Raw genomic sequence first — 25,573 nt, 5'->3', positions numbered from 1 at the left:
CTGTCTTTGTGACGACATCTCATGTCGTAAGAAATGTAATTGAACCGTTATCCATACAGCATTATTTCAAAATAAAATAACCAATATGATTTGCTTAATTCTGCGGCTATAGGCAAAGTAGGTAGAGTAACAGGGAGCAAATCTATGTCTTTATTAGAAAAACTTGGAATAAAACATCCTATTTTTTTGGCCCCTATGGCAGGCGTTTCGACACCTGAACTGGCAGCGGAAGTTTCAAATCAAGGTGGTCTGGGTTCGCTCGGCTTGGGAGCCAGCAGCGTAGAATCTGCGCGTCAGCAGATTTTAAAAACTCAGGAACTTACAGATTGTCCATTTCAGGTTAACTTTTTCTGTCATGACAGCCAGCCTCTTGATGAAAACGTAGCCCAGGCCTGGATTGACCAGTTTAAAGATAAATTTGCTGAATACGGAATTAATCCACCCACTCAATTGAACTGTATTTACCCAAGTTTTAAAGACAATGATGACTTCCTGAATCTGGTTCTGGAAACCAGACCATGTGCGGTCAGCTTTCATTTTGGCATTCCCCTCCCGCATCAGGTTCAGGCTCTAAAAGATGCAGGTATTCTGACGATGGTATCTGCCACCAATTTTGCTGAGGCGAAAGCCATTCAAGAGGCAGGGATTGATATCATCATTGCTCAAGGCATTGAGGCTGGAGGTCACCGGGGTATCTTTAGTACCAAGTTTGATGCCTCAGTCAAAACCTCTAATCTGGTTAAGTTGATGAAACAGCATTTTTCACTGCCGGTGGTTGCTGCAGGCGGAATTATGAATGGTGAACAAGCCCGTCAGATGATGGACTTTGGCGCTGAAGCAGTACAATTGGGCACGGCATTTGTTCAATGCAAATCTTCCAATGCCAATGACGCCTATCGTAAAGCGCTACTGTCCAAGCCGCTGACTCAAGTTAGTGCCAGCATTTCCGGCCGTCCAGCGCGTGGTATTATTAATCACTGGCACATAGAAGTAGATACACCTAATCGTCTGGATGTTCCTGCCTATCCATATACTTATGATTTGGCTAAGCAGTTACATGCAGCAGCATCTAAGCATGGTGATCAGGGTTATGGCGCGTTTTGGGCGGGTTCAAATGTGGCTCAAATTCGTGAGATGGAAGCCTCTGATTTAATTAATCAGTTAGTACTGGAAATGAAACAGAAATAAAGAAAATCTTTATTTTAAAAATAAAAAACCTCTCCACGGAGAGGTTTTTTATATCGATTCTTTAACGAGTCATACGATGCCAAGCATCTTTGATCGCAAATTTTGCTTCTTCCCAATTCAAACGGGATTCACCTTTTACCTGTTCCCATTTGGTTCGTAATTCAGGTTCGGCATGTTCGAAGTCAGTCTGACGGTCATATAGTGGACGGTTTTCATAACCCACTCGATAAGCACCACGATAGTCACGATCATAGTCTAGGTCGCTGTAAGTAGTACGTGATTCGGTATAATACGGACGGTTGGTATGCTCATTTCTCCAGTAATCATCTTCCTGCTTAATCGTGTCCGGATGCTGATAATTATCTGCCTCTGGATGATTTTCTGGATGCTCATAGTTATCCGTTTGTTTCGGATGATCAGGTGAAGCAATATCATTCCCTGCAATACCGCCTACAACACCGCCAATGATACCGCCTACTACTGCCCCTGGAGGACCACCTACCAGACCGGCAGTCGCTCCAACTGCTGCCCCGCCTAAAGTACCTGCACTGGTAGCAAGTATATTATCCTCACCTTCATTCATATCTGGCACACGAGGATTATCTTTTTGAGGTGAATTTAAATCTGGTCGAGCACTGGCATCTGTTGCATCTTGATTTAATGCGTCACTACGTTCCTCTGGTAATTCAGTCGAGGTTTTATTGCCAAAGTCTGTAACTGGACGATTGGTATTTGTCATTATAGATCTCCCTTGATCATGAGAATGAACAAGATTGAATAAACATCTTGCCATGCTAGAAATTCAGCTTAGAGCAATTTCACGTAAACAATGTCCATGTCATGTCCAGTTTCAGTGAACTTAATATGCGGCTATGTTCACTACAGTCTTTAATGTAACGGAAGCATATAAAATTTTAGCTATAAGATAAAAAAGGTACTGTATTTACTACAGTACCTTTTGAAATAAGTAGGAAATCTATCTTTTTATTTAGTTTCTAACAGATTTACCTGATCTATTTGTACATCGCTCATGATATGTCCATGTTCCAGTAATCCATTAAAATAGTTTTCCACCACTTTATATTGATCGGCAGTGTTTTCTACTTGATACATATTTTGACGGAATTCATTACTCGAACGTAGTCCTTTGGTATACCAGGCAATATGCTTACGCGAAATACGGCAACCTGAATATTCACCATAAAATTCATAAAGCTCAGATAGATGTCCTAATAACACATCTTTCACTTCAGCAATACTTGGCGCAGCCAGATGCTCTCCAGTTTCTAAATAGTGTGCAATTTCACGAAAAATCCAGGGACGGCCTTGTGCAGCACGGCCGATCATAATGGCATCTGCACCTGTATAGTCCAGTACATATTTGGCTTTCTCAGGGCTATCAATATCTCCGTTCGCAATCACGGGAATATTCAGTATTCTTTTCACTTCCTTGATTAAGAAGTAACGTGCCGTATTGAGGTACATATCTTCACGAGTACGACCATGTAATGCCAGCGCTGCAATCCCCGCGTCTTCAGCACGTTTTGCAACTCGCAGAATATTTTCATGACCGTTGAGATAGCCCAAACGGGTTTTTAAAGTCACAGGAACATCAACTGCAGCAACAACTGCATCTAAAATACGTGCAACCAGATCTTCATCCTTTAACAAGGCAGAACCGGCCAGCTTATTACAGACTTTCTTTGCTGGACATCCCATATTGATATCAACAATTTGTGCCCCATTTGCGACCTGATAGCGTGCTGCCTCAGCTAAGTCATGCGGATCAGAACCAGCTATCTGCGCTGAGATTGGTGCCAGCTCACCATCAAAATTCGCCCGATATAAGCTCTTTTTGCTCATGCGCAAGGTCTTGTCAGAAGTCATCATTTCACTGACCGCATGACCCGCACCGAAGTACTTGCATAAGGTTCTAAATGGACGATCGGTGACACCTGCCATAGGAGCGACAATCAAATTATTTGACAGTTGATAGGGACCAATATACATATAAATTCATCACTTTTCTGATGGGCATAGTATACTGCATCTGCCTTGTTCACTCATCTTTTCAATTTATTTACGACACCATGAACAAATATTTTGCTCAAGTTTTTTCTCTTAAGTCCGTATCCATACTTGCTTTATCTATTAGCCTTGTAGGGTGTGGCAATGGTTCATGGTGGTCAAATGATGAACCAACTCTTGAAGTTGAACATATTCGTAAAGCCATTCCAGGTCGTGTCAGCCAGCGTGAATCCTGGGCACAAGATATTTATGACATCACTGACCAGCTCGGTATTCCACAAACCAAAGAGAATATCTGTTCAATCGTGGCAGTTGTCGATCAGGAATCTAACTTTAATGCAGACCCGGTAGTTCCTGGTCTTGGTGAGAAAGCCGTTAAAGAAGTTCAGGAACGTCTGGAAGAAAAATTTAAAGATAAACTCGGTGCAAGTATCGGTGGAACAGTTGCAGGATATTTCCAGGATGTACTGAAAAACCATCCAAGCCCAGAAGACAATTATCTAAGCCAGATGCGCCGGGTCAAAACCGAACGTCAATTAGATGAACTTTATCGTGAAATCTTTGATTACATGGCCAAGCATTATCATGTAAGTGCACTGACAGGTGCAGCCAAACTATTTGGACAAAATATTGGCGAAAAAATGAATCCGATTACAACTTTGGGTTCCATGCAGGTTCATATCAGCTATGCCAAGGAATATAAACGTCAAGGGGGCAGTATTGCTGATTTGCGTAGTGACCTGTATAGCCAGTATGGTGGACTGTATTATGGGATTCATCGATTGATGATGTACCCTGCGGATTATGAAAAACCGATTTATCGTTTTGCTGATTATAACTCTGGGATGTATTCCAGCCGTAATGCAGCATTCCAGAGCATGTTAAATAGCTTAACCGATGCCGAATTGAGCCTGGATGGCGATTTACTACTATATACTAAAGATGGCGCGATTCGCTCACAAAAGAGTCAATCTGAACGAGAGCTCATCAGCGTTTTTGCAAAAAATAATTTTATTATTACTGAACGTCAGATTCGAGCGGATTTAAAAAAAGAAAAAGTTAAAGATTTTGAAGATACTATGACTTATCGTGGCATCAGTAAACTTTATCAAGAAAAAACCGGTAAAGAACCAATGTATGCAATGATGCCAGAAGTCGTGATCTCAGGCCCAAAATTGAGTCGTGAGTATAATACTAACTGGTTTGCCAGCCGTGTCGATGGTCGTTATCAAACATGCATGCGCCGCATCAAAAACATAAAACTCTAGCCTTATTTGATTTTGATGGAACCCTGTATCCTTATGACAGTTTTACAGGGTTCATTTTCTATGCTTTAAAGAAAAGGCAGATTTTAAAACGTGGCATTCGTATTCTGCCTTGGATTCAGGCTTACTATCTTAAGCTCTATCCTGCTCATGCAATGCGCCCAAAGCTGTATTACACCATGTTCAAAAATAGTCATGCGCATGAAATTCAGCAGCTTGCCGAAGAATATGCACAGCAGCTTGTTTTAAGATTAAATCCCAAGCTATTAAAGCAACTTAGACAACATCAGCAACTCGGGCATCAAGTCGTTCTCGTTTCTGCTTCACTGGATTTATATTTAAAACCGGTTTGTACTTATTTAGGCATTGACCTGATTTGTAGTGAAGTAGAAATTCTGACAGGCAAAATGACAGGTTTATACAACACACCTGATTGTAGTAAGGATCAGAAGAAAAGTAGAATCTTGGAAAAATATAATTTAGAAGATTATGCTGAAATTTATGCTTATGGAAATAGCGAAGAAGATGAGGCAATGTTAAGCCTTGCACATTATGCTTATCTGGAAGGACGAGATAAAGTACTTCCACTACTTGAAATGAATTTATCTGAGTCTGAGCTTAAAATAATTAATTAAACTGAGAATAATAAAAAACCGCTATGAACAGCGGTTTTTTATTGAAATCCATCTTACTTCTTAAACGGAAACGCATATTTCACGATACGTTTAATCACGCTGCCATACTGTTTTACCAGACTGGCATTATTATAGTTTAAGCCGTATTTTTTACATACTGCTTCTACTTTTGGCGCCATTTGACGATAACGGCGTGCAGGCACATCTGGATATAAGTGGTGTTCAATCTGATGGCTTAAATGTCCAGTCAAAATATGAAACGCTTCAGAACCAGTCAAGTTTGAAGATCCACGAATCTGGCGCATATACCAGTGACCCCGACTTTCATTTTCCATCACAGCTTTCGGAAACACTTCTACATCTTTGGTAAAGTGACCACAGAAAATAATACTGAAAGTCCAGATATTACGAAGGCCATTTGCCACCAGGTTACCTGTCAATACCGGTAATGCTGCAGGACCTGCAATTAATGGAAAGAATACATAATCTTTGAATAATTGCTTACCAATTTTACGCTGCATTGGCTTCCATTCTTCAAGGGTTTGCTCTTTGGTTTTACGGCCTTTGAAGTATTTACCCAATTCAAGGTTTTGAATAGCCACGCCCCACTGGAATAACAAGCAAAATGGAATACTGTAAATTGGCTGTAATAAATAGCCTGGTTTCCAGCGTTGCTCAGGGAATAAACGCAACAAGCCATAACCAATATCATCATCCATACCTTTAATATTGGTATAGGTATGATGCTTGAAGTTATGGGTTTGACGCCAGTTGTCTGAAGTTCCGACAATATCCCACTCGTAAGTCTGGCCATTGAGCTTCGGATCATTCATCCAGTCATATTGACCGTGCATGACATTATGACCCAATTCCATATTTTCCATGATTTTGGCAAAGCCTAATAAGCCTGTACCCAACAACCATGCTGGCGGAAACCAGCCTGCAAATAATAAGGCACGACCTGCAATCGATGAATAACGGATGCTCGAATATACGCGACGGATATATTTGGCATCTTTTTCACCTAAATCATCCAGCACTTCCTGTTTGATGGCATCAAGCTCACGTGCAAGTTCATCTAGCTCAGACTGGGTCAGTTCACGGTTTTTAGGATTTTTAAAATACTGTAATTTTACTGGCATATTCATAGGATAAAACTCGCTTATAAGTCGATGACAAGGTCAGTCTGCGCTGAGTTAACACAAATTTTTAAAAGATTACCCGGCTCGGTATTTTGTGCGCCATTGACCAGATTCTTGGTTGAACCTTCCGCTTTATTACAGGCACATTTATTACAGATGCCCATACGACAGCCATGGGTCGGTCGGATATTCTGCTGTTCCAGACTCACCAGAATCGACTGGCCTTTAGGAATCGTGACGATTTTTTTCGATTGAGTCAGGGTTACATTGACAAAACCGGTATCAGCTTCATCATTCAGACTCATGCTGAATGCTTCACTTTTGAACAGTTTCGCTGAAGCAAACAGTCGTTCTGCAGTCGCAACAAAACCTGATGGTCCACATGCATAGACTGTACTTTGTTCCAATGCTTGCAATTGGTCTAGATAAGATTCATCAAGACGCGGCGCAGCCGGTTGTTCCTGAGTTGCAAATACCTGATAAGAAAAGTTTGAAAACTTTTGTGCCAGCTCTTCAAAACGCGCAATGAAAGCAGCATCCTGGTTTTTCTTAACCCAGTACCATAAAGTTACTGGTGCAACCAGTTCAGCTTTATCTTTTAAAGCTTCCAGCATACTCAGCATTGGGGTGATACCACTACCCGCAGCAAGCAAAAGCAATGGGCTGTCCTGTTCTGGCAAAGTCATGTCACCGAAAGGCTGACCGAATTCAATGATATCGCCGACTTCAGCCTGTTCAGCAAACCAGGTAGTAACCTTACCTGCATTCACTTTTTTAACCGTCAATAAAACATGCTGCTGATCAATACGGGTCAGACTATAGCTACGTTCATAACGAATGCCGTTCACCACCACAAATACAGGATGATGCTGGCCCGCCTGACCGAACTGGAATAAATGATTGACACGAATCGTCAGGCTCAGCATATCCTGCGCAGCATGTTCTTTGCGCACAATCTTGCCTAAGGGCTGATTCATTGACCATAAAGGATTTAATTTCTGCATCCAGAAATTAATCGCATATGGATCAATCACACTCTCTTTCAGCGTATTAAATGGCGTTTTAAGCTTTTCGAGTACAGGCATCGTTTTAGACATCACCTTGGATTTTTAATTATTATACACTTGTATATATATTTGTATATACATTTGTATTGTTTCTAATCATTTCACAAGCTGGACTGCCTTCGTTATAATGTGTTAATGCCTTTTACTAATCACCTCATGAATGAGCCTTCAATGAAAATAAGCAGTGACGCGTCTTTACCATCGAAAAGCATTGATGAGCCCATTATTGTCCGTAGTGTGGGCCGTAAAGCGACCATTACCAAGGAAGAACTGTTTCAGGCTGCTTTAAACCTGATCGGACCACAAAAAAGTATTTCATCTTTAAGCTTGCGTGAAGTTGCTCGTGAGGCTGGAATTGCTCCGAACAGTTTTTATCGTCATTTTAAAGATATCGATGAACTGGCGATTGAATTGATTGATCGTGCCGGGATCGTGCTGCGTCAGATTCTCAATGAGTCCCGCCTAAAAGCATCGAAACAGAACAGTATTATCCGTAGCTCTGTTGAAGTCTTTATTGCCCAGCTGGATGCTGATGAAGGCAATTTAAGTCTGTTATTACGTGAAGGTTATACTGGTTCAAAATCTTATAAACAGGCAGTCGAACGCCAACTGAATTATTTCCAGCAGGAGCTTCAGGAAGACCTGATCCGTCTGGAACGACTAAATAATAAAAAATTATTTCATCCCGAGATTGCGGCCAGAGCGATTACCCAACTGGTATTTAATATGGGTGCCAATGTGATCGATATGGCACCTGAAGACCGTAAGGAAATTGCGGAACAGACCATGATCATGATTCGCATGATTCTGGAAGGCGCACGTCATCTGGATCAATCCCAAATCCGTTAAGCTAGACACCAAAAAGACTCTTTATGAGTCTTTTTTATTACCAAGATTAAAGCTTCTTCAATCTGGCTTTAATATGGTTTGCCGTCATTTCCGGATGCTCTAGTGGAAACATATGTCCGCCCTGCACCACCGAATAATGAATTTGGTAAACCTTATGCATGCCTTGTGGTAAACCTTGCTGATAAAACTGGCTGCGCTCTGCTGTGATTAAATGTATCGGAACCTGGGGTGGTTTTCTTGGTGTACGCCACCACCAAGCCGGTACAGTCCGGAAAATTTCTGCCTCAATCTGTTTGGGAATGGCTAAAGTTACTCCTTCACGCTCTTGATCAGGCACAATCCCGCTTTCAATATAATCCTGAAAACATTGTTCATCAAAATGCTTAAATAAACGATTCGACCTCAGTGCTGCAATGGCGCCCTGTTTAGATGGCCAGTAATCTTTACGTTTTAGGGTAATACCTGCCGGAGTGAAACGGTCAATACTTTTTAAGTTGAGCTTTTTCACGACTTCAAACAGTGCACTGTTTTTACCAATGATAAAAGGTGGATCCATGATCACCAGTTTGGAAAATAAATCCGGACGTTGATAGGCTGCCATTAACGTTACCAAGCCACCGAAAGAATGCCCCAGCCCAATCACTTTTTGATCTGGAGATTGTTGCTGGATATCCTGTATCACTTCATTTACTAGATAACGCCAGTCTTTGGTAATTGGATAGGCTGGATTCATCCCGATCAGCGGAATCGCCTTGACCTGATATTCGTCCTGAAAATAATTTAAAAACTTACGATAGCTTGCCGATGGAATGCCATTGGCATGAGTAAAATGCAAAACCTGTTTCATTATTTTCTTTGATCATTTCTTTATAAAGTCTGAAAGAAGCTTAATATTGAAATGCAAAATTCTACAGAACCAAATTCATCAATCTATGACCTTTAAGTCACTATGAACTCATGTCTGGATATAGATGATTATTTTTTGGAAATAGTCAGGTTTTGCATCGGCAAAAAAGTGGCTCCACAACTGGCTTTATCTCCAGCAATGATTACAGCCCTGCCTTTGACTATTGTAGATAAATCACTAGCAATAGCTGTCACGGTAGTTTGGCACTTGGGACAGTAATGCTTCATGCCATTCAGATGCACCGCCATGCCATTAATTAAAAAAGAGTTTTCACATTCAGTGACCATACCGCCATGGCTGGTTTTCGCGCCAATAGTGATCAATGCTTTGGACATGATATTTTATTTCTTATTCTTAGAGGTGCTGATTTTAAACAATACAGAAAATATCAGCTAGCACAGCCCGACCAAAAGCTCAATCATGACTTTAATTCCAGCCATAAAAAAGCAGCCCGAAAGCTGCTTTCATAATTCATTAGATCTTATGGCTTAACCACGACCATTACTTGAATCGCTTCAGGTGTTACAGATAAACCTTCTAACAAACTCAAGCCTTCTTTTTGCAGCTTCTGTAAACGTGCGATTTCATCTTCACGGATACTTGGGTTGAACTGTTTCAGGTAAGTCAGACGGTCAATTTCATACTGCCATTTATTGCCATACGCTTCTTTAGCCTGCTGCCTGAAGTTTGGCAATGCTGAACGAGCTAATTCCAATGCCTGTTGATAACGCGCTTCAATCACTTCACGGCGTGCTTTCACCACCTGACGGCAGCTATTGCCATCTAAATGATGTAGATATGGTTTCAGGATTTCAGGCGCAATCTTCTGAGACAGATCCTGACCTTTTTCACTCAGCAATACACGGATCAGCTGCTGTGGCAAGCTTGACGGTAAGTTCAGTGCTTTTGGTGCAACCACATCAACCTTGAACCACACTTCCATCAATACAGAACCTTGTGGCAATGCTGCAGACTTTAAGACCGCAACGTTGGTACTACCAAAGCCCTGAGTATTAATCATTTCCATCACGCTTTCAGTGAATGGATGCTCTAAAGTTAGATATTGAGCATCTTCACGAATCTGAGCCTGGTCACGATAGAAGGTGGCTGTCATACCCTCTTCATCCAGGGTCAAACCTTGTACCTGCATCTGATCCGTTGGCTTGATGATCACCGTACCATTGCTTTGCTCATCAAAGTCGATATTGGTCGATGCCATGAAACGCTTCATGAACATTGGCAAGGTAGTATTGTCATCATAGTCTTCAAGCGCATTGACAATTTCCTGAGCCACCACTGGACGGCAAGAATTGTACTCGAGCAGGCGGTCACGACCTTCCTGCAACTCGGCTTCCAGTGCTTCACGTTGTACGCTAACTTCTTCCAGCAGATCTTCAAATTCCTGACCTTTATCTGCCAGCAAGCAATCTTTCAGGGCAACAATAAAGTTTTCTTGCAGCGTTTGCGCCGTTGGAGAAATGTTGCTGAAAATATTCAGCGCTTCGTTATACCAACGGAACATACGCTCCTGCGCAGTACCCACCAGATAAGGCACATGAATCTGGATACGGTTTTCCTGACCAATACGGTCTAAACGACCAATACGTTGTTCCAGAACATCCGGATTGGCTGGCAAGTCAAACAGGATCAAGTCCGATGCAAACTGGAAGTTACGGCCTTCTGAACCGATTTCAGAGCACAATAAAATCTGTGCACCATAAGATTCTTCAGCAAAATAAGCTGCTGCCTGGTCACGTTCCAAAAGACTCATGCCTTCATGGAACATGGCAGTACGGATACCTGCATGCAGACGTAATACATTTTCCAGTGCTTCAACCACTGGACCACTACGGGCAATCAGTAATACTTTTTTGTGTTTCAGATCAGTACGCAGCTTTTCCATCAACCACATTACACGCGGATCGGTTTCCATCCACGAGCCATCAAGTTGAGATTCTTCCGGCCACATCTGTTCACGTAGTTTGCCATCTTTAGACCAGTTTTCTGGCGCTGGCAATGGTGCTGGCTGACAGTCACGACCCGGGAAGCCCTGAATCGCTTCACGTGTGTTACGAAACAGGATACGACCCGTACCATGACGGTCTAGCAATTCATGAATCGCACGGAAACGTTGCTCCGGAGTATCTTCAATCGCATGACCAAGCAGGCTTTCAATCGCAGTGAAATGCTCAGCTTCCAGTGGAAGGTCTGACATCAACACTTCAGCAATTTTAGCGGTATGCTGATATTGCTCTTCTTCATCCAGGAAACGATCCAATGAACTGAAACGTTGCGGATCAAGTAAACGTAGACGTGCAAAGTGAGATTCTACACCGAGCTGTTCTGGTGTTGCAGTCAATAACAATACGCCCGGTGTTTTCTCTGCCAGCTCTTCGATCAGATCATAACGGTCATTGCCGCCTTCTTCCTCAGACCACATCAGGTGATGCGCTTCATCGACAACCAACAGGTCAAAGCCCGCTTCAATCGCCTGTTCGCGTAGATCTTCGTGATCCACCATCAAGTCCACAGAAGCAATAATGCGCTGTTCGGTCAGGAATGGATTTAGTTCAGGATCATGCTCTTTGATCGATGCAGTACGAGCCAAATCAAATAGGGAGAATTCAAGATTGAAACGACGGCGCATCTCAATCATCCACTGATATTGCAGTGAATCCGGGACCAAGATCAGAATACGTTCAGAACGGCCAGTTTTAAGTTGCTGATGAATGATCAGACCTGCTTCGATGGTTTTACCCAAGCCTACTTCATCGGCCAGTAAAACACGCGGCGCGAAACGCTGACCGACTTCATGTGCGATATACAACTGGTGTGGAATCAGACCCACACGCGAACCGACCAAGCCACGCAATGGACTGGTTTGCATATTGGCTTGCATCAGCAAGGCTTCAATACGCAGGTCATACCACTCTTTATAGTCAATCTGGCTAGCCAGTAAACGATCTAAAGGTTTAGACAACTGGATCGTTGCACCTACACGGGTTTCATTTAAAGCTTTACGTTCTTCTGTACCATCTTCAAGAGTACGAACCACGTGATAACGCACTACACCATTGCGGTCTTCAACTGACTCAACGGTCCAGATCGTACCTTCCTGATCTTGCAGTTCGTCATTCGCATTAAATACGATACGAGATAAGGGTGCGTTACTGCGAGCATAGACGCGAGTTTCATCGCTTTTTGGGAATAAAATGCTGACCGATCGCTCATCAACATCAATGAGAACCCCTAAACCGAGTTCTGTTTCAGTATCTGATAACCAACGTTGACCAATAGCAAATTGCTGCAATTTTTCCACCTTTATCTTAAGTACAAGATTATGAATATCAGGCTCAATCACGAAACGTCATTTGAGCAAAATTTCACACCTTCAAGCAATGTATTTTGACATAAAGCCCACTAAAAAGTGAGCATAATTCACGTCGATTAAACAAGTATTTCCTAGAATTCAGCCGGACAATTAAATTCAACTAACTGTTGTGTTTTAGGATGATAAAAACTTAAACGCTCAGCATGTAAGCACAGACGTGGACTAAGCTGTTGCTGCTTTGGCGTCGCATACAAGGTATCGCCAATAATCGGATGTCCGAGATATTGCATATGTACACGGAGCTGATGTGAACGACCAGTAATCGGAGTCAGTTTCACCCGAGTCACAGCTTGCCTCTGAATTTCAAAATGTTCGATGGCCTGCCATTCTGTAATTGCCGGCTTATTATGATTCGGTTCAGCAATATGCAGTGGTGGACAGCTTGGATCATAAATGACAGGCACATCAACTGTACCCTTGCCTTCTAATGTTCCAGCCACGATGGCCTGATAGGTTTTATCGGTTTGGCGTTCCTGGAACTGGCGAGAAATGGATTTTTGCCCTTCTCGGCTTAAAGCAAATACTAAGATACCGGAAGTGTCTCGATCCAGACGATGGATCAGTAAAGTTTTAGGTTCTAATTTGATGAGGCGATTGATCAGGCAATCTTGTAAATCTTCTGTTTTACCGGGCACTGTGAGTAAGCCTGCAGGCTTATGGATGACCATAAAATCTTCATCACGATGTATCAGATGTTCGGTTAGAAAATTACTCAAAGTTCAATCCCACGCTGATCGCGAAAAACAAGGCGGCCATAATAGAAAGCTTGAGTGATAATTACAATGCGCATTTATGTAAATGGCGATGAAATTTCCGATTATTTTAAGAAAATTACCCAATTACCGATTATCGACGTGCAGATTGCATTACAAAGCTCGCTAAATCATGTAATGACGAGTGTTCCAGCACATCTTCATAACGCAGATCAGCACCATGCGCACGCCATGTGCCAACCAGACTGACTACTGCTACAGAGTCCAGTCCATACTGCTTTAAATCAGCATAAGGATCAATTTCCAGCGCATCCATATCCAGCTGTTCAGCTACTGCCAACATGATGCCTTTAGTTGACAATACATATTCTGACGGCGCACTTAAGTTCCATAATCGGGTCAGACTATAGCTGTTCATATGATGCAAAGCTTGTGCCGATATATTCTCAATCCACTGGATATGCTGTTCCTGACTAGGCATCAAAATTGCATCATTAATTATGCAAATTTGTTCTGTCACACTTTGCAGATGTGGCAAGATCTGTTTCAGCATCGGTGTAATTTGTCCAGCAAAAATCAGTTGTGGATGAGTTGAAGCATATTCTCCAAGTTGCTGCATACCTTGCATTAAATCATCGCCATATAGGTCGACAATGGGAATATCCAGTGCTTTAGCTTTATTGCTGATCTGAATCAGATTATTCATCAGCTCAGTCTCTTGAATCCCGGTCTGCATTCTTAAATTATGCAGCCCAACCAAGACCAAGACTGAATCTGTAGCAACAAGCTGCCATTTGGCTTGAGATGGTGCGAGTTGGATTTTTTTAGGCATTGGATACAGCATAGAATTCTCTTTAGGCTTAAGACAGTCAGCATTTATGGTGAAGGTATATGCTAACTGAGTTTGAAAGGTACTCAATACTTAAAAAGTCAGCAGGATAAGATTTAAACAAAGTAAAAAGGACTTATATCTACACTCAGCCATTATAGTAGTTATATGCAAACTGATTAGATGAATTTTAAACCAAACCTTTGATTTTATATGGTTATGTTATTATTAATTTTATAAAAGATTAATAAAAAATAACAATGAAAGCATTAATAACAGTTGGTTGTAAAACTGATCATGGCGGAATCATTACTCTTGGCGATCCTTCTTTTTTGGTAGCTGGGAAAGCAGTGCATTTGGATGGAATGGTACATTATTGTCCTAAATGTAATGTCCTATCCAAAGCACTTGCTTCTAATCGGGGTTTTATGGTTGTGCTCGGTAGAAGTATTGTTGCAGTAGGAGACAGGTCAACTTGTGGTTCAAAATTCCTGAAAATTTCTGATTTGGCTGTCATGAATAATGGTATGGTCTCAAGTAAAAGTGATCAATCAACACCCTATATAGCTGATAAATATATTGAAGAAAAAAAAGTAAAGACTATCAATAATATTTATTGGAGCTATGGAGACAATTTTATTCTTTTAGAAAAAAAGTCCAGATTTTTTGATGACTTAAATTTGCATATTGAAACTTCCGGTTATGCACAAGGCGATATTATTACTATCGAAATAAAACCAGAACCTTCCGAAATAAACGCATTTAACCCTTTTACTATTTCACTTGATATTGATGCTGAAGGTAAGGGGCTACTTAAAAATATTTTTCAAGGAAAAACAATAATAATTGATACGGAATACTAAATATGGTGAGTATAACTGCAACGGCTGGTGGGCGTTCTTCAACCATACAAGCAAAAAGACCTTTATTTTCCGAATTATGGAAATATTATCCCGTAAAGATGCCAGCAAGTGATGTGTATTCTATGGTGGGAGGCCAGGCGATCGCTTTATATCAAGAAAATCCTACCGGGTATGCAAATGCCTGTGCTTTAAGATTAAGTAGATCCTTCAACTACGGTGGAATGCCAATTAAACAGTCAACGAGAGGTTATAAAGTCAGAGGAGCTGATCATAAACCTTATTTACTGAGGGTTCGCGAAATGATCACCTTTGTTGAACAAAATTTAGGAAATGCGGATCTCTCCTTCAAGCCTCAAAATAACCAAGATTTATCATCACAATTAAAAGGAAAAAAAGGAATTATTGTTTTTAAAGTCTCTGGTTGGGGAGATGCTTCTGGACATGTCACTTTATGGAATGGAAATGATTGTGGAGATAGCTGTTACTTTATTCATAATACACCTAGCATAAAAACCACAGATATTCTGTTTTGGAATTTAAGATAATGAAAATTATTGCCATATTTTTTAGTTTTCTAGTGATGAGTGCATGTTATGCAAACGATTTAAATAAATCCATATCAAATGCAGATGAGCTCAATATCAAAAATTTTGGATTTAGTTATTGTATGACGATGACTCAAGATCAAGCTCTTAGTTCGGAGGCAGCTCTAGCGATGGGCGGATATTTCCAACATGGCTCGTATGAAGAACCTGCCTATAAAAATTTAAAAAAATATATAAATCAATACATGAAAACTAAAACTAAGGTATATAAAAGTAACGCAATGCCTGCGATATTAATGCATTGTTTAGATCTGTATAATTCGACAGAATATAAGGAAATGATTAAACAGCAGCATCACTATCTCATCCGATAGTGATTTTTATACTCGACTTGAGAATGTCAGCACCATTCTCAAGTGCCTAATGTCTAGCTCTGCTGCGCTAAAAACTTCTCAATCGCCACCTGTGCAATCTCCGCATCTTCAAATGACTTCACACCAGATACACCCATCGCACCCACCAACTGCCCTTGATACAGAATCGGCTCACCACCTTCCAACATACCGGAGAAGGTATCCATTGTCAGAAAGCCCATCTGACCGCCTTTAATAATATCTTCAAACAGCTTGGATGGGCGGCGACTAATGGCAGAACAACGTGCTTTTTCCAGACACAGGTTTGCTGTCATCGGTGAAGCACCATCCATACGCTTCATTGCCAGCAAATTACCAGTTTCATCAACGACAGCAATACTGACATTAAAGCCATTTTCTAGCGCATATTCATAGGCCTGATTTAATAAAAACTCAGCATCGCTTAAGGTCAAATAATGTTTAGTTTGCATCCGTCTTTTCCATTTTCAAAATCTGTATAAAAAAGCCCGAACGAATTCGGGCTTATGTTCCCTCTCCTTTTAGGAGAGGGTTAGGGAGAGGTTGTATTACCCTTTCATTTCAGTAAAAGTTTCTTTAGCCGCTTGAATCGTGAATTCAATATCTTCATCACTATGCGCAGCTGAAATAAATCCTGCTTCAAATGCAGATGGAGCCAGGTTCACACCACGACTTAACATGCCATGGAAGAATTTCTTGAAAGCTTCTACGTCACATTTCAGCATTGAATCAAAGCTGGTGATGTCTTCTTGATCAGTGAAGTACAGGCCAAACATGCCGCCCACTTGCTGGGTCTTGAATGGAATACCGGCTTCATCCGCAGCTGCTTGTAAACCTGCAAGAAGTTTTTCAAGTTGAGCAGTCAGTTTTTCATAAAAACCTGGCTCACGCAGATGTTTAAACATCTCGATCCCGGCACGCATTGCTAGCGGGTTACCGGACAAAGTACCTGCCTGATACACGTTACCTAGTGGCGCGATGCATTCCATCACTTCACGCTTACCGCCAAAAGCACCGACTGGCAGCCCCGCACCAATAATTTTACCCAAAGTCGTTAAATCAGGAGTTACGCCATAATGTGCCTGAGCACCACCTAGACCGACACGGAAACCTGTCATCACTTCATCAATGATGAAGACTGAACCATGTTCATCACAGACATCACGTATCGCTTGCAGGAAACCATCAATCGGTTTCACCAGATTCATGTTTCCTGCTACTGGCTCTACAATTACACCGGCAATTTCTGAACCGAACTTGGCAAAGCATTCTTTTAAAGTGGCGATGTCGTTATAAGGAAGAGTTAAAGTATGTTTGGCAAAATCAGCAGGTACACCCGCAGAAGTCGCTTCACCTTCGCCTTTAGTTAACAAGCCAGAACCTGCTTTTACCAGCAACGAGTCAGAGTGACCGTGATAACAACCTTCAAATTTTACGATCTTGTCACGACCAGTATAACCACGTGCCAGACGAATCGCAGTCATGGTCGCTTCAGTACCAGAATTCGTCATACGTACCAATTCAATGGATGGCATGATGTCGCAAATGATATCTGCCAAAGTGGTTTCATGCACGGTTGGTGCACCAAAGCTTAAACCATCAACAGCTGCATCTTGCACCGCTTTAATGATTGATGGATGCGCATGACCCAGAATCATTGGGCCCCATGAACCCACATAGTCCACATAGCGCTTGCCATCGACATCGTACAGATAAGCACCTTGTGCTTTCTCGATAAAGATAGGCGTACCACCCACGCCATTGAAAGCACGTACAGGTGAGTTAACACCACCCGGAATATGTTTATTGGCTTGTTTAAATAGTTGTTCTTGCTTTGGAGATAAACTCATGAGAATCACTCAACTCAAAAATACAATAAGAAATAAAAATTAAGCTTATTCAGCAAATAGTTCCGACCAGTCATACACTCGTTGACCGACAGTCGACATTGAGCGACCCAATACATCACTAATGACTGCACACAGATCTGCACCAGCCTCGATGACCTCTTTCGAGTTTTCCACCGTCAAACCGCCAATAGCGCAAATCGGTACATTTAATTTACTTTTGGCTTGTTTTAAGGTTTCCAGACCAATATTACCTGCTTCTGGCTTGGTATCAGTCGCATAGATCGCGCCAAAGGCTACATAATTAGCCCCATCAGCAATGGCTTGTTCAGCAAGCTCAAGTGAGTTATTACAACTGCGGCCAATCAATACATTTTTAGGCAAACGCTCAACAGCTTCCTGGATTGAACCATCATCCTGACCCAAATGCACGCCTACGCCATATTTTACTGCAGTTTCCAAATCGTCATTAATTACAAATGGAACTTTATACTGTTCACACATTTGTTTCATATATTCGATTTCGTAAGCCTGATCTTCTTTCGCTACTTTTTTACGACGATACTGAAGTACCGCAACTTCATAAGTCGCCATTGCACCTTCAAGTTTCGCCAGAAGAAGCTCAATAGGATCATCATTGGTAATTAAATATAAACCGCGCATGACTGCCGCCATTCAAAATACATACGCTATTATAGGCATAAATGGGCGAGTTTCCCCATCCTAAACACTGAATAATACCCGATTCAGGTATTAGATTATTATTTGTACTTTTTATACAGGTGATTGATCAATATCCCTATTTTCAGTGATAGGCGACTGCGAGAATTTACGTTTTAATGGTTTTATAACAATAATGATAAAGTGTTAATGCTTACGCCCTCCGACAAACGCTTTTAGGATTTTGCAGATAACTTAGTGGAGAAGTTGCAAAATTCTGAAAGCGATTTTTTTATGTCCGGATTTTACGATTCCTGTGTATAAAATTGCTTGAATACCATTAATCACAAAACTTAAAGAAAACTTCAAAATACCCAATTTCAGGGATAGGTCTACATGCATTAAAGGATTTAAATAAGTTCGAACACAACACATAAATAGAAAAGCAAAAGCTGTGTTTTATCTACCAGATCCTTTCTAGCTTTGGGTAAACCGTTTATGGGGAGACGTGTCAAAGCTAGAAAGGATCGACCCATCTAAGCAGAACTGACCATCTTATCTCTCAAACTTGGTTCATTCATCTCGTGAATATTTTCTAAATCATTCAGATAAATTAAAAATACGTCAATGCAGATCTTTCTATTTTTTTAAATATAAAAAAAGCCCGGAGAAGGTCGCTCCAGGCTTGGAAAACTGATTTATTCAGTGAATTATACTCTTTGATAAAATACTGAATAAGCAATAAAACAATTAATAGAATAATAACTCTACACTTGCAAGTGTTTTTATCGTTTTTATTGCAATACTTAAGCATAAATCCGATAAAACGTCATAAGCCCTAACTTGGAATTTTGTCGTGCTTACGATCGACCAGGCTCAGGTTACCACGTAATACATCGGCAAACATACGCCAGTCTGAAATAAAACTGTATAGCGGCTGTTTAAAGCTGGCCGGTTTATTCTTTTCAAAAATGAAATGACCAATCCAGGCACAGGCATAACCTGAGAGTAGTCCATAGGCCAGATATTTAGCTTTACGCTGATGAAGGGCTTTGCTAAAAAAATATAAACCGATACTGCTGCCTGCGACATGCAAACGGCGGCTCATAATATGGCGATGCTCGGTTAGATAAAACCGGTAAAACTCATGATAGTCATGAATCGGCATTTGTGGAGAAGTCAGTTCTGCAATCTCATTGCTCGGCTGCACTTGTGCATTCATTATCATCATCCTGATCTTTTTTCTTCACCTTAGCGCATAATTTAGGCAATTAAAAGTACCTTTATTTTCATGTAATTCTGTACCTGAATTTGGCTTAGATATTGAATTGTCATGCTTTCAGTAGAAACCAGCGAATGAGATCAGCATTTTAATTTTTCCATTTCCATTTTTTTCAATCGGTCAAGTCTTACATCAGATTGGTTTTTCGTTACAATCAGCCGCTCAAAAGTCTAAAAAATATTTCCATTTCATATCGGAATTTCATGCAAGCGAATAAAAATTCAATTTATTTTTTAATATTTTTCAATAAATTGAATAGACAGGATGATTATCATGGTTGAAGTTGAACTCAAGTTCCAGATTCCCGCGGCACGCCGTACTGCCCTGCTTAAGGCACTTGATCCCAAGAAATCTCAACAGATCCTGCTTCAAGCCAAATACTATGATACTGCAGACCGTCAACTGGCCCAGCATGGAATTGCCCTACGCCAACGATTAGAAGGCAGTCGTTGGGTTCAGACGTTAAAAGCGGCAGGCAAAAGCCACATTGAACGTTTCGAGCATAATCATGATCTGGGTGAATTAGAATATTCTCCTGAGCTGGACCTGAGTATTTACAAGCAGTCTGCTGAAGCGCAAACCTTGCTTAATCGTGCTTTAGGTGATCAGTTTGACCAGCTGCAATTGCAGTTTGAAACCGATATTGCCCGTACCTTGCGCGTGATTGAATATGAAAACACATCAATCGAAGTCAGCCTGGATATCGGCTGTATTCGCACGCCTCATGCTGAACAGGAAGTGCATGAAGTTGAATTCGAGTTAAAGCATGGCTCAATTCAGGATTTGCTGGCCTTTAGTTTTGAATGGGTCAAAAAATATCAGCTGTGGCTGGATGTACGCAGTAAGGCTGAAATTGGGAATTTGTTAGCGACTCATCAGAATGTAAGTCCCGCTACTTTTGCCAAAGAATTCCAGATCAGCAAAAAAGACAGTGCAGGCAAAAACCTGTGTCATCTGGTGGCCCAGCAAATGCAGCACCTATTGCCAAATATTGCGGCAATCTCCGCGCAATTGGCAGAGCAGGAACATATTGATCAGGCACAACAGGCCTTGAATCATCTCTATCTGACCCTACTTTTGTTTAAAGATTGGCATACTCAGGTTTCAGACAAATGGGCGCATCAGCTTGCTGCATTTAAACATCAGTTTGAACATCTGCAACATTTACAGCACATGCAAAACACCCTAGCTGGCTTCCTGCAAAATCCTACGACTGCAGAGAACCTGACTAAAGATATTCTCTATGCCAAAGAGAAGCTGAGCAATCTGGTGAAGTCTACTCAGAATGTGCATCACTATCTGGAATTGCTGATCTTCAGCTTAAGTACAGATGAAGCTAAACCGTTGGAATTAAAATTTGCAGCGCAAACTACCCTGCAGCAACAATACAAGGTTTTGCAGGAACAGATGAACCAGACTGATATTACCAATTTTGAAAGTCTGGATCAGCTGTCAGTTCGTATTCAGGAATTAAAATTCAGCTTCCCAATTTTGACCACAATTTATGATGTCAAAAACCTGCAAAAATACAGCAAGGCACTCAATGATGCGCAGCAGGCAGCAAATGAATATCAGACATTGGCCTCCTCTGCCCTGTATATCCAGCAGACTGAGCTGGAAGCCAGTGACTGGTTTGTGTTGGGTTGGCTGACTGCCAAGCAGGAAGTCTATGCACAGCGCTTACTGGAAGCGACAGAACAGTTTCTGGTCAGCCGCAAATTTCTTAAATAAGTATTTAACTGACTTTCAAAGCACGCTACGGCGTGCTTTTTGTTGCACAAGCACATCACAATACTTTTGTTGTTTGGTCTATATTGATTGTTATGAGCTTCATCGAGAAGGAATGGCCCGATGGCAGAAATCGAACTCAAATTCCAGATTCCGCAAAGTATACGTCACCAATTCGAACAAGATTTTCAGCAGTACGGGCCAACTCGACATCATTTATGTGCCAAATACTTTGATACTGCCGATCAGCAGTTACAGCAGCACAAAATTGCACTCCGGCAGCGTCTGGAAGATCAGCAATGGTTTCAGACCTTAAAAGCACCGAGCCAGCATCAATTTGAACGCTTTGAGCTGGAAGAAAGACTGGATACCGCACCGGACAACTGTGATTTAAAAGCTTATGCCAAGCATAAACAGGCTCGGAAGATTCTAAAACAGGCACTTCACACCCTAGATACGTCTCTGACTCTACAATTTGAAACTGATGTAGAGCGGGATCTCTGGATTGAAAATTACCGAGGAAGTCAGATTGAAATTGCACTGGATAGAGGTGAGATTCGTTCTAATGGCCAGACCTTGGATATTTATGAAGTTGAATTTGAGCTCAAAAGTGGCAAACTTGATGACTTAATTGATTTTGTTAAACCCTGGATTCAACGTTATCAGTTATGGCTGGATGTACGCAGCAAATCTGAACGTGGTTATGCTCTGCTGAATAATAAAACTGATCTTCCGGTCCAGCATCAGACAACCTTAGAGCTCGCAGCTAAAGACGATATTCATCATATCTTGCAAAAAATTATCACCAACTGTCTGACGCACCTGTTTCCCAATGCGACGGCGATTGCGCTAGAGAATTACAATAGTGACCATGTGCACCAGGCCCGCGTCGCTATCCGGCGTTTACGCAGTGCCTTAAAAATCTTCCAGCCCTATCATCAGGATTTGCCAGAGGAATGGCAGGATCAGTTACGCAATATCTTCCAGCAATTAGGCTCTACTCGGGATCGCGATGCTTTAGCTGAAAGTCTGCTTCCTCAGCTAGAAGCTGCGGGTTCACCAGTATTGCAGTTGCCTCCAGCCCAACAGGATCAGGCAGATATTAGCCAATTATTCAGAAAGCCAGCTACGATGGAGCTGATACTGGAGCTACTACAATTTAGTCAGGATCAGAGTGCAAACCAGCAAAAGTCCTCTCATAAACTCTTGGGTAAAGGGCTGAGTAAACTGCACCAGAAAGTTTGTGCAGATGCAGAGAATTATCAGGAACTGGATATTGAATCACGCCACCGAACCCGCAAGCGGGTTAAACGCTTGCGTTATAATGTGGAATTTCTGCAAAGCCTGTTTCCGGAAAAGGAAATCAAAAGATATCTGAAAGCGTTGAAGCCCTTACAGGAGACTTTAGGTCATTATAATGACCTGTTTGTCGCAGAAAGCCTGTATAGGCCTTATGCCAAAAAACATTCCAAGGCATGGTTTGTCATCGGCTGGCTCACCGCAGAACAGCAGCATCTGTCGGAACAGGCTGCCGAGCAGTTACAAAAATTTTCTCACACCCAGCCATTCTGGTAAGAGATAAATAGACAAAATTGCTCTAGCGATATTTTCCATATACTTTCCAGGTATTGTTATCAGCTAATGGATCGCTATAACTATCGCTGCGCTGCTTACGCGGCTTATCACGGGCATCAACCAGTTCAAAATGTGGTTCGACACTGAGGACGATGCCATTCACATAGAACCGAGTCCGGGTGTATTCACTTTGACCATGCTGGAATACATAAGTACGCAGATCTACAAATTCACGATGTGCCACAAGTGCCGCTGTCTCATCACTGTCTAGCCAGCGTTGCATGGCCTGAATCTGTTCCGGTTCAAATTGCCCACATTTTTCAATCAGGCTGGCAATGCCACGAAAAGTCTTGGATTCTTTGGCACGGGTTTTATTAATCCGGATGCGGTCCACATGAAAATAGAATAAAGGCAGATTCAAATGGCTTGGCAAATGAATCGCATCCAGAACTTCATCTTCCATAAAAGGCTGAAACAGGTCTTGTGCCCTTTCAATCAGACCCAGCCATTGCTTGTAATATTCTTCGACCTGCGACTTGGTGCCATAATAAATTGGCAATCCTTCCACATTGGCCAGATTTGCTGGTGGCCAGATATTCTGGCGTAATAAGGCAATATCACTTTTCAGACTCTGTACAGCAATTGCATCTTGCATGAGATTTACATTTTTATTGCTTAGGCTATTTTTAGATTAAGGCAAAGGTTTAGTTTCTGCAAGGCTTTGCCTATAATTAGTGATTAAGATTTTATTATCAGGAAAAATTCATGGTTCAAAAGATTGAAGCAACCGATGTAACCGAAGAAGAAGCGTTAAATGCTGCATTCTTTGAACGTGCTGATGAATTTATTAAACAGGCCAACGAATTTAGCCGTGTAGAAAAAGGCTCTCAGGAAAACCCGGCAGAAAAACGTGGCCAAGTCAGCGCCGCTATGCTGTTTGGTACTGCCCGCTTTAATACCTGGGTCGCTGCCAACAATTTCAAAGATGGCAACGAGATGCGCGACGCTAAAGATCAGGTCATGTCTTATATCTTGCAGCAATTTCAGATGATGCTGGAAGATAACTACGATGAATACTGTGAGCAGTTTGAGAACTATTTACGTTTCCGTCGTAATGAAGAGTTTCATGCCAACAAGCATCAACACGACCACGATCATTAATGAAAGCCCTACGGGGCTTTTTTTAAATCTTTGATTTCTAATTTGACTTTAATACTGGATTCATCCTATAAAAAATGAATAAAAATTAAACGATGACCAAAAATATCATGCAACAACTGCCCTTTCCGATTATAGATCCGCATATTCATCAATGGGACCCTTATACCACACCGCATGCCGCAGCCTCAGCCGTAAAATTATTTGGCAAACATCCCAAACTGCTGAACAAAATGGTGCGACTGATCAAGCCCAAAGCGGTGATCGATACCATTGGTCTGACCGAACATCTGACCGCGCCTTACCTACCTGAAAATTATAAACGTGACATCGGTCATTATCAGGTGGAACAGATTGTTCATATAGAAGCAAGCTGGCATGAGCATAAAGGTACTGGCGTGGTTAATGAAACCAGGTTTATTGCCGGGCTGCCTTTTGCTGAACAGAATATTCAGCTAGGCGGCATTGTGGCTACAGCTGATCTTCGTCAAAAAAACTTTAAACAGCTGCTGCAATTACATCAGGAAGTTTCGCCTAAATTACGTGGTATTCGTAAAATGGCATCATTCCATGCCGATAAAGGCATTCATGCCTGGACCGATGAACCGCATTTATACTGCAATAAGAAATTTCTGAAAGGATTTGAGGAATTAGCCAAAGCCAATTTAAGTTTTGATGCCTGGGTTTATTCTACCCAAATTTCTGATGTGGCCCATCTGGCCAAAACATTTCCTGAAACGCCGATTGTGCTGGATCACTTGGGCACACCTGCCGGCATCTTTGGGAAAGTCGGTAAAGCAACAGGACAAACAGCACAGCAGCGAGACTATATTTTTCAGACCTGGAAAGAAGACCTGGCTGAACTGGCAAAATGCCCAAATGTGTATAGCAAAATTTCCGGTCTGTTTATGCCTGTACTCGGTCATCGTTTTCATTTAGAGCGAAAACTGGCAAAAAAAGATGAACTGATTCAGCTCGCGGCTCCATTGATCCAGCATGCCCTACAATGCTTCGCTAAAGATCGCATCATGTTTGCTTCTAATTTCCCGATGGATCGTGTCAGCACAGATCTGGTCACCATCATTGATGCCTTTAGCGATATTGTGCAGAGCTATGACGAACATGCTGTAAAGCCGGTTTTTTATGAGAATGCCAAACGCTTTTATCGCCTATAGATACGTGGAAACGTCATCCGTAACTGGTTGAGGTAGGACTACATCATAAGAGGATTGTTTCTACAATAAATTTATTTCGTGAAGGTGGTGGACGAGTTTTGCGGATGACAAATGGTTTTGGCTACTTTTGCCGAAGCAAAAGTAGCCATATAGACATCTAAACATTTATTTAAAATGAAAAGAGACCGTCATAGACTTATAAAAAATTCTCTGTACACGACAAAAATAGATAACTCATTGAAATAATGTCACAATAATTGTTTTCTAACGACGAATACTATGACACATCTCAATGAGTTATATCTTATCTTAAACAAATCTCTAAAATGGAACA

Annotated in this window: 25 protein-coding genes; 11 read left to right on the top strand and 14 right to left on the bottom strand. The window is 41.5% G+C overall.

The features are described 5' to 3' along the window. Positions 1-144 precede the first annotated feature (144 nt). Positions 145-1,188, top strand: coding sequence for a nitronate monooxygenase family protein (locus tag FTV25_RS12185; protein WP_180003933.1), 1,044 nt, complete (start codon positions 145-147; stop codon positions 1,186-1,188). 61 nt (positions 1,189-1,249) lie between these two features. Here the strand turns inward: FTV25_RS12185 and FTV25_RS12180 are convergent, their stop codons facing one another. Together FTV25_RS12180 and dusB are read right to left on the bottom strand one after the other, a co-directional pair. Next, complete coding sequence (locus tag FTV25_RS12180) at positions 1,250-1,927, bottom strand: hypothetical protein (protein ID WP_180003935.1); 678 nt, start codon at positions 1,925-1,927, stop codon at positions 1,250-1,252. 245 nt (positions 1,928-2,172) lie between these two features. Then, positions 2,173-3,198, bottom strand: a complete 1,026-nt coding sequence (gene dusB / locus FTV25_RS12175) for a tRNA dihydrouridine synthase DusB (RefSeq protein WP_180003937.1) — start codon at positions 3,196-3,198, stop codon at positions 2,173-2,175. Positions 3,199-3,278: 80 nt separating this feature from the next. Here dusB and FTV25_RS12170 point away from each other — a divergent pair, with 80 nt between their 5' ends. After that, entirely contained in the window at positions 3,279-4,484 is a 1,206-nt protein-coding gene (locus FTV25_RS12170; RefSeq protein WP_180003939.1) for a DUF1615 domain-containing protein, read from the top strand. Then, entirely contained in the window at positions 4,451-5,116 is a 666-nt protein-coding gene (locus FTV25_RS12165; protein WP_180003941.1) for an HAD-IB family phosphatase, read from the top strand. The genes FTV25_RS12170 and FTV25_RS12165 overlap by 34 nt, the downstream gene beginning before the upstream one ends. A 53-nt stretch (positions 5,117-5,169) precedes the next feature. Here the strand turns inward: FTV25_RS12165 and FTV25_RS12160 are convergent, their stop codons facing one another. Next, positions 5,170-6,264 (bottom strand): acyl-CoA desaturase, encoded by a 1,095-nt coding sequence (locus FTV25_RS12160; protein ID WP_004786314.1) that lies wholly within the window; start codon positions 6,262-6,264, stop codon positions 5,170-5,172. 14 nt (positions 6,265-6,278) lie between these two features. Then, entirely contained in the window at positions 6,279-7,343 is a 1,065-nt protein-coding gene (locus FTV25_RS12155; protein WP_180003943.1) for a ferredoxin reductase, read from the bottom strand. 153 nt (positions 7,344-7,496) lie between these two features. On the opposite strand from FTV25_RS12155, the gene fabR reads away from it, so the two are divergent. Further along, positions 7,497-8,174, top strand: a complete 678-nt coding sequence (fabR, locus tag FTV25_RS12150; protein WP_004786319.1) for an HTH-type transcriptional repressor FabR — start codon at positions 7,497-7,499, stop codon at positions 8,172-8,174. Positions 8,175-8,220: 46 nt separating this feature from the next. Here fabR and FTV25_RS12145 read toward each other — a convergent pair whose 3' ends face one another. The 5 genes from FTV25_RS12145 to FTV25_RS12125 all read right to left on the bottom strand — a co-directional run bounded on the left by FTV25_RS12145 (position 8,221) and on the right by FTV25_RS12125 (position 14,029). Continuing rightward, positions 8,221-9,021 carry an alpha/beta fold hydrolase gene (locus FTV25_RS12145; protein WP_180003945.1) on the bottom strand — a complete coding sequence of 267 codons (801 nt, stop codon included), beginning with the start codon at positions 9,019-9,021 and terminating at the stop codon, positions 8,221-8,223. Positions 9,022-9,149: 128 nt separating this feature from the next. Next, positions 9,150-9,416 carry a PAAR domain-containing protein gene (locus FTV25_RS12140; RefSeq protein ID WP_004786323.1) on the bottom strand — a complete coding sequence of 89 codons (267 nt, stop codon included), beginning with the start codon at positions 9,414-9,416 and terminating at the stop codon, positions 9,150-9,152. 146 nt (positions 9,417-9,562) lie between these two features. Continuing rightward, positions 9,563-12,400 carry an RNA polymerase-associated protein RapA gene (rapA, locus tag FTV25_RS12135; RefSeq protein WP_159123766.1) on the bottom strand — a complete coding sequence of 946 codons (2,838 nt, stop codon included), beginning with the start codon at positions 12,398-12,400 and terminating at the stop codon, positions 9,563-9,565. A 143-nt stretch (positions 12,401-12,543) separates the two neighbouring features. After that, the gene (locus tag FTV25_RS12130) at positions 12,544-13,188 is read right to left on the bottom strand and encodes an RluA family pseudouridine synthase (RefSeq protein WP_180003947.1); all 645 of its coding nucleotides are present in this window, start codon (positions 13,186-13,188) and stop codon (positions 12,544-12,546) included. Positions 13,189-13,318: 130 nt separating this feature from the next. Continuing rightward, entirely contained in the window at positions 13,319-14,029 is a 711-nt protein-coding gene (locus FTV25_RS12125) for a phosphopantetheine-binding protein (RefSeq protein ID WP_180003949.1), read from the bottom strand. Positions 14,030-14,274: 245 nt separating this feature from the next. Here FTV25_RS12125 and FTV25_RS12120 point away from each other — a divergent pair, with 245 nt between their 5' ends. Genes FTV25_RS12120 through FTV25_RS12110 form a run of 3 tightly spaced genes read left to right on the top strand, consistent with a single transcriptional unit; the run spans position 14,275 to position 15,796 of the window. Then, on the top strand, positions 14,275-14,877 hold the full coding sequence (locus FTV25_RS12120; protein ID WP_163166483.1) for a PAAR domain-containing protein: 603 nt from the start codon (positions 14,275-14,277) through the stop codon (positions 14,875-14,877). 2 nt (positions 14,878-14,879) lie between these two features. After that, positions 14,880-15,422, top strand: a complete 543-nt coding sequence (locus FTV25_RS12115) for a type VI secretion system amidase effector protein Tae4 (RefSeq protein ID WP_159123770.1) — start codon at positions 14,880-14,882, stop codon at positions 15,420-15,422. Next, entirely contained in the window at positions 15,422-15,796 is a 375-nt protein-coding gene (locus tag FTV25_RS12110; RefSeq protein WP_163166485.1) for a hypothetical protein, read from the top strand. Before FTV25_RS12115 ends, FTV25_RS12110 begins: the two co-directional genes overlap by 1 nt. Before the next feature lie 53 nt (positions 15,797-15,849). Here FTV25_RS12110 and FTV25_RS12105 read toward each other — a convergent pair whose 3' ends face one another. The 4 genes from FTV25_RS12105 to FTV25_RS12090 form a co-directional block, all read right to left on the bottom strand. After that, positions 15,850-16,266: a heme-binding protein gene (locus tag FTV25_RS12105; RefSeq protein WP_180003953.1), complete on the bottom strand. Its 417-nt coding sequence runs from the start codon at positions 16,264-16,266 to the stop codon at positions 15,850-15,852. A gap of 96 nt (positions 16,267-16,362) precedes the next feature. Beyond that, entirely contained in the window at positions 16,363-17,664 is a 1,302-nt protein-coding gene (gene hemL, locus FTV25_RS12100) for a glutamate-1-semialdehyde 2,1-aminomutase (RefSeq protein WP_180003956.1), read from the bottom strand. 45 nt (positions 17,665-17,709) lie between these two features. Next, on the bottom strand, positions 17,710-18,324 hold the full coding sequence (thiE, locus tag FTV25_RS12095; RefSeq protein ID WP_180003962.1) for a thiamine phosphate synthase: 615 nt from the start codon (positions 18,322-18,324) through the stop codon (positions 17,710-17,712). An 835-nt stretch (positions 18,325-19,159) separates the two neighbouring features. Then, positions 19,160-19,543, bottom strand: a complete 384-nt coding sequence (locus tag FTV25_RS12090; protein ID WP_159123774.1) for a DUF962 domain-containing protein — start codon at positions 19,541-19,543, stop codon at positions 19,160-19,162. A gap of 333 nt (positions 19,544-19,876) precedes the next feature. Here FTV25_RS12090 and FTV25_RS12085 point away from each other — a divergent pair, with 333 nt between their 5' ends. Further along, on the top strand, positions 19,877-21,334 hold the full coding sequence (locus FTV25_RS12085) for an inorganic triphosphatase (protein WP_180003958.1): 1,458 nt from the start codon (positions 19,877-19,879) through the stop codon (positions 21,332-21,334). Between the two features lie 120 nt (positions 21,335-21,454). Then, a complete protein-coding gene (locus FTV25_RS12080; RefSeq protein WP_180003960.1) occupies positions 21,455-22,906 on the top strand; it encodes a CYTH and CHAD domain-containing protein in 1,452 nt (483 codons plus the stop codon). Positions 22,907-22,928: 22 nt separating this feature from the next. Here the strand turns inward: FTV25_RS12080 and FTV25_RS12075 are convergent, their stop codons facing one another. Then, a complete protein-coding gene (locus FTV25_RS12075) occupies positions 22,929-23,561 on the bottom strand; it encodes a hypothetical protein (RefSeq protein WP_004786345.1) in 633 nt (210 codons plus the stop codon). 110 nt (positions 23,562-23,671) lie between these two features. Here FTV25_RS12075 and FTV25_RS12070 point away from each other — a divergent pair, with 110 nt between their 5' ends. Beyond that, positions 23,672-24,067, top strand: a complete 396-nt coding sequence (locus FTV25_RS12070; protein WP_004786347.1) for a DUF3144 domain-containing protein — start codon at positions 23,672-23,674, stop codon at positions 24,065-24,067. A 107-nt stretch (positions 24,068-24,174) separates the two neighbouring features. Further along, positions 24,175-25,239, top strand: a complete 1,065-nt coding sequence (locus tag FTV25_RS12065; RefSeq protein WP_034590228.1) for an amidohydrolase — start codon at positions 24,175-24,177, stop codon at positions 25,237-25,239. The last annotated feature ends 334 nt before the right edge of the window (positions 25,240-25,573 follow it).

The sequence above is a fragment of the Acinetobacter sp. YH12249 genome (genome assembly GCF_013417475.1).
Taxonomy (GTDB): domain Bacteria; phylum Pseudomonadota; class Gammaproteobacteria; order Pseudomonadales; family Moraxellaceae; genus Acinetobacter.
The sequence above is the reverse complement of the archived record's forward strand: the minus strand, read 5'-3'. Positions and strand labels throughout refer to the sequence as shown.

Coding starts and splice junctions, on each gene's coding strand:
- FTV25_RS12185 (WP_180003933.1), top strand. CDS start 145: ATGTCTTTATTAGAAAAACTTGGAATAAAACATCCTATTTTTTTGGCC.
- FTV25_RS12180 (WP_180003935.1), bottom strand. CDS start 1,927: ATGACAAATACCAATCGTCCAGTTACAGACTTTGGCAATAAAACCTCG.
- dusB (WP_180003937.1), bottom strand. CDS start 3,198: ATGTATATTGGTCCCTATCAACTGTCAAATAATTTGATTGTCGCTCCT.
- FTV25_RS12170 (WP_180003939.1), top strand. CDS start 3,279: ATGAACAAATATTTTGCTCAAGTTTTTTCTCTTAAGTCCGTATCCATA.
- FTV25_RS12165 (WP_180003941.1), top strand. CDS start 4,451: ATGCATGCGCCGCATCAAAAACATAAAACTCTAGCCTTATTTGATTTT.
- FTV25_RS12160 (WP_004786314.1), bottom strand. CDS start 6,264: ATGAATATGCCAGTAAAATTACAGTATTTTAAAAATCCTAAAAACCGT.
- FTV25_RS12155 (WP_180003943.1), bottom strand. CDS start 7,343: ATGCCTGTACTCGAAAAGCTTAAAACGCCATTTAATACGCTGAAAGAG.
- fabR (WP_004786319.1), top strand. CDS start 7,497: ATGAAAATAAGCAGTGACGCGTCTTTACCATCGAAAAGCATTGATGAG.
- FTV25_RS12145 (WP_180003945.1), bottom strand. CDS start 9,021: ATGAAACAGGTTTTGCATTTTACTCATGCCAATGGCATTCCATCGGCA.
- FTV25_RS12140 (WP_004786323.1), bottom strand. CDS start 9,416: ATGTCCAAAGCATTGATCACTATTGGCGCGAAAACCAGCCATGGCGGT.
- FTV25_RS12125 (WP_180003949.1), bottom strand. CDS start 14,029: ATGCTGTATCCAATGCCTAAAAAAATCCAACTCGCACCATCTCAAGCC.
- FTV25_RS12120 (WP_163166483.1), top strand. CDS start 14,275: ATGAAAGCATTAATAACAGTTGGTTGTAAAACTGATCATGGCGGAATC.
- FTV25_RS12115 (WP_159123770.1), top strand. CDS start 14,880: ATGGTGAGTATAACTGCAACGGCTGGTGGGCGTTCTTCAACCATACAA.
- FTV25_RS12110 (WP_163166485.1), top strand. CDS start 15,422: ATGAAAATTATTGCCATATTTTTTAGTTTTCTAGTGATGAGTGCATGT.
- FTV25_RS12105 (WP_180003953.1), bottom strand. CDS start 16,266: ATGCAAACTAAACATTATTTGACCTTAAGCGATGCTGAGTTTTTATTA.
- hemL (WP_180003956.1), bottom strand. CDS start 17,664: ATGAGTTTATCTCCAAAGCAAGAACAACTATTTAAACAAGCCAATAAA.
- thiE (WP_180003962.1), bottom strand. CDS start 18,324: ATGCGCGGTTTATATTTAATTACCAATGATGATCCTATTGAGCTTCTT.
- FTV25_RS12090 (WP_159123774.1), bottom strand. CDS start 19,543: ATGAATGCACAAGTGCAGCCGAGCAATGAGATTGCAGAACTGACTTCT.
- FTV25_RS12085 (WP_180003958.1), top strand. CDS start 19,877: ATGGTTGAAGTTGAACTCAAGTTCCAGATTCCCGCGGCACGCCGTACT.
- FTV25_RS12080 (WP_180003960.1), top strand. CDS start 21,455: ATGGCAGAAATCGAACTCAAATTCCAGATTCCGCAAAGTATACGTCAC.
- FTV25_RS12075 (WP_004786345.1), bottom strand. CDS start 23,561: ATGCAAGATGCAATTGCTGTACAGAGTCTGAAAAGTGATATTGCCTTA.
- FTV25_RS12070 (WP_004786347.1), top strand. CDS start 23,672: ATGGTTCAAAAGATTGAAGCAACCGATGTAACCGAAGAAGAAGCGTTA.
- FTV25_RS12065 (WP_034590228.1), top strand. CDS start 24,175: ATGCAACAACTGCCCTTTCCGATTATAGATCCGCATATTCATCAATGG.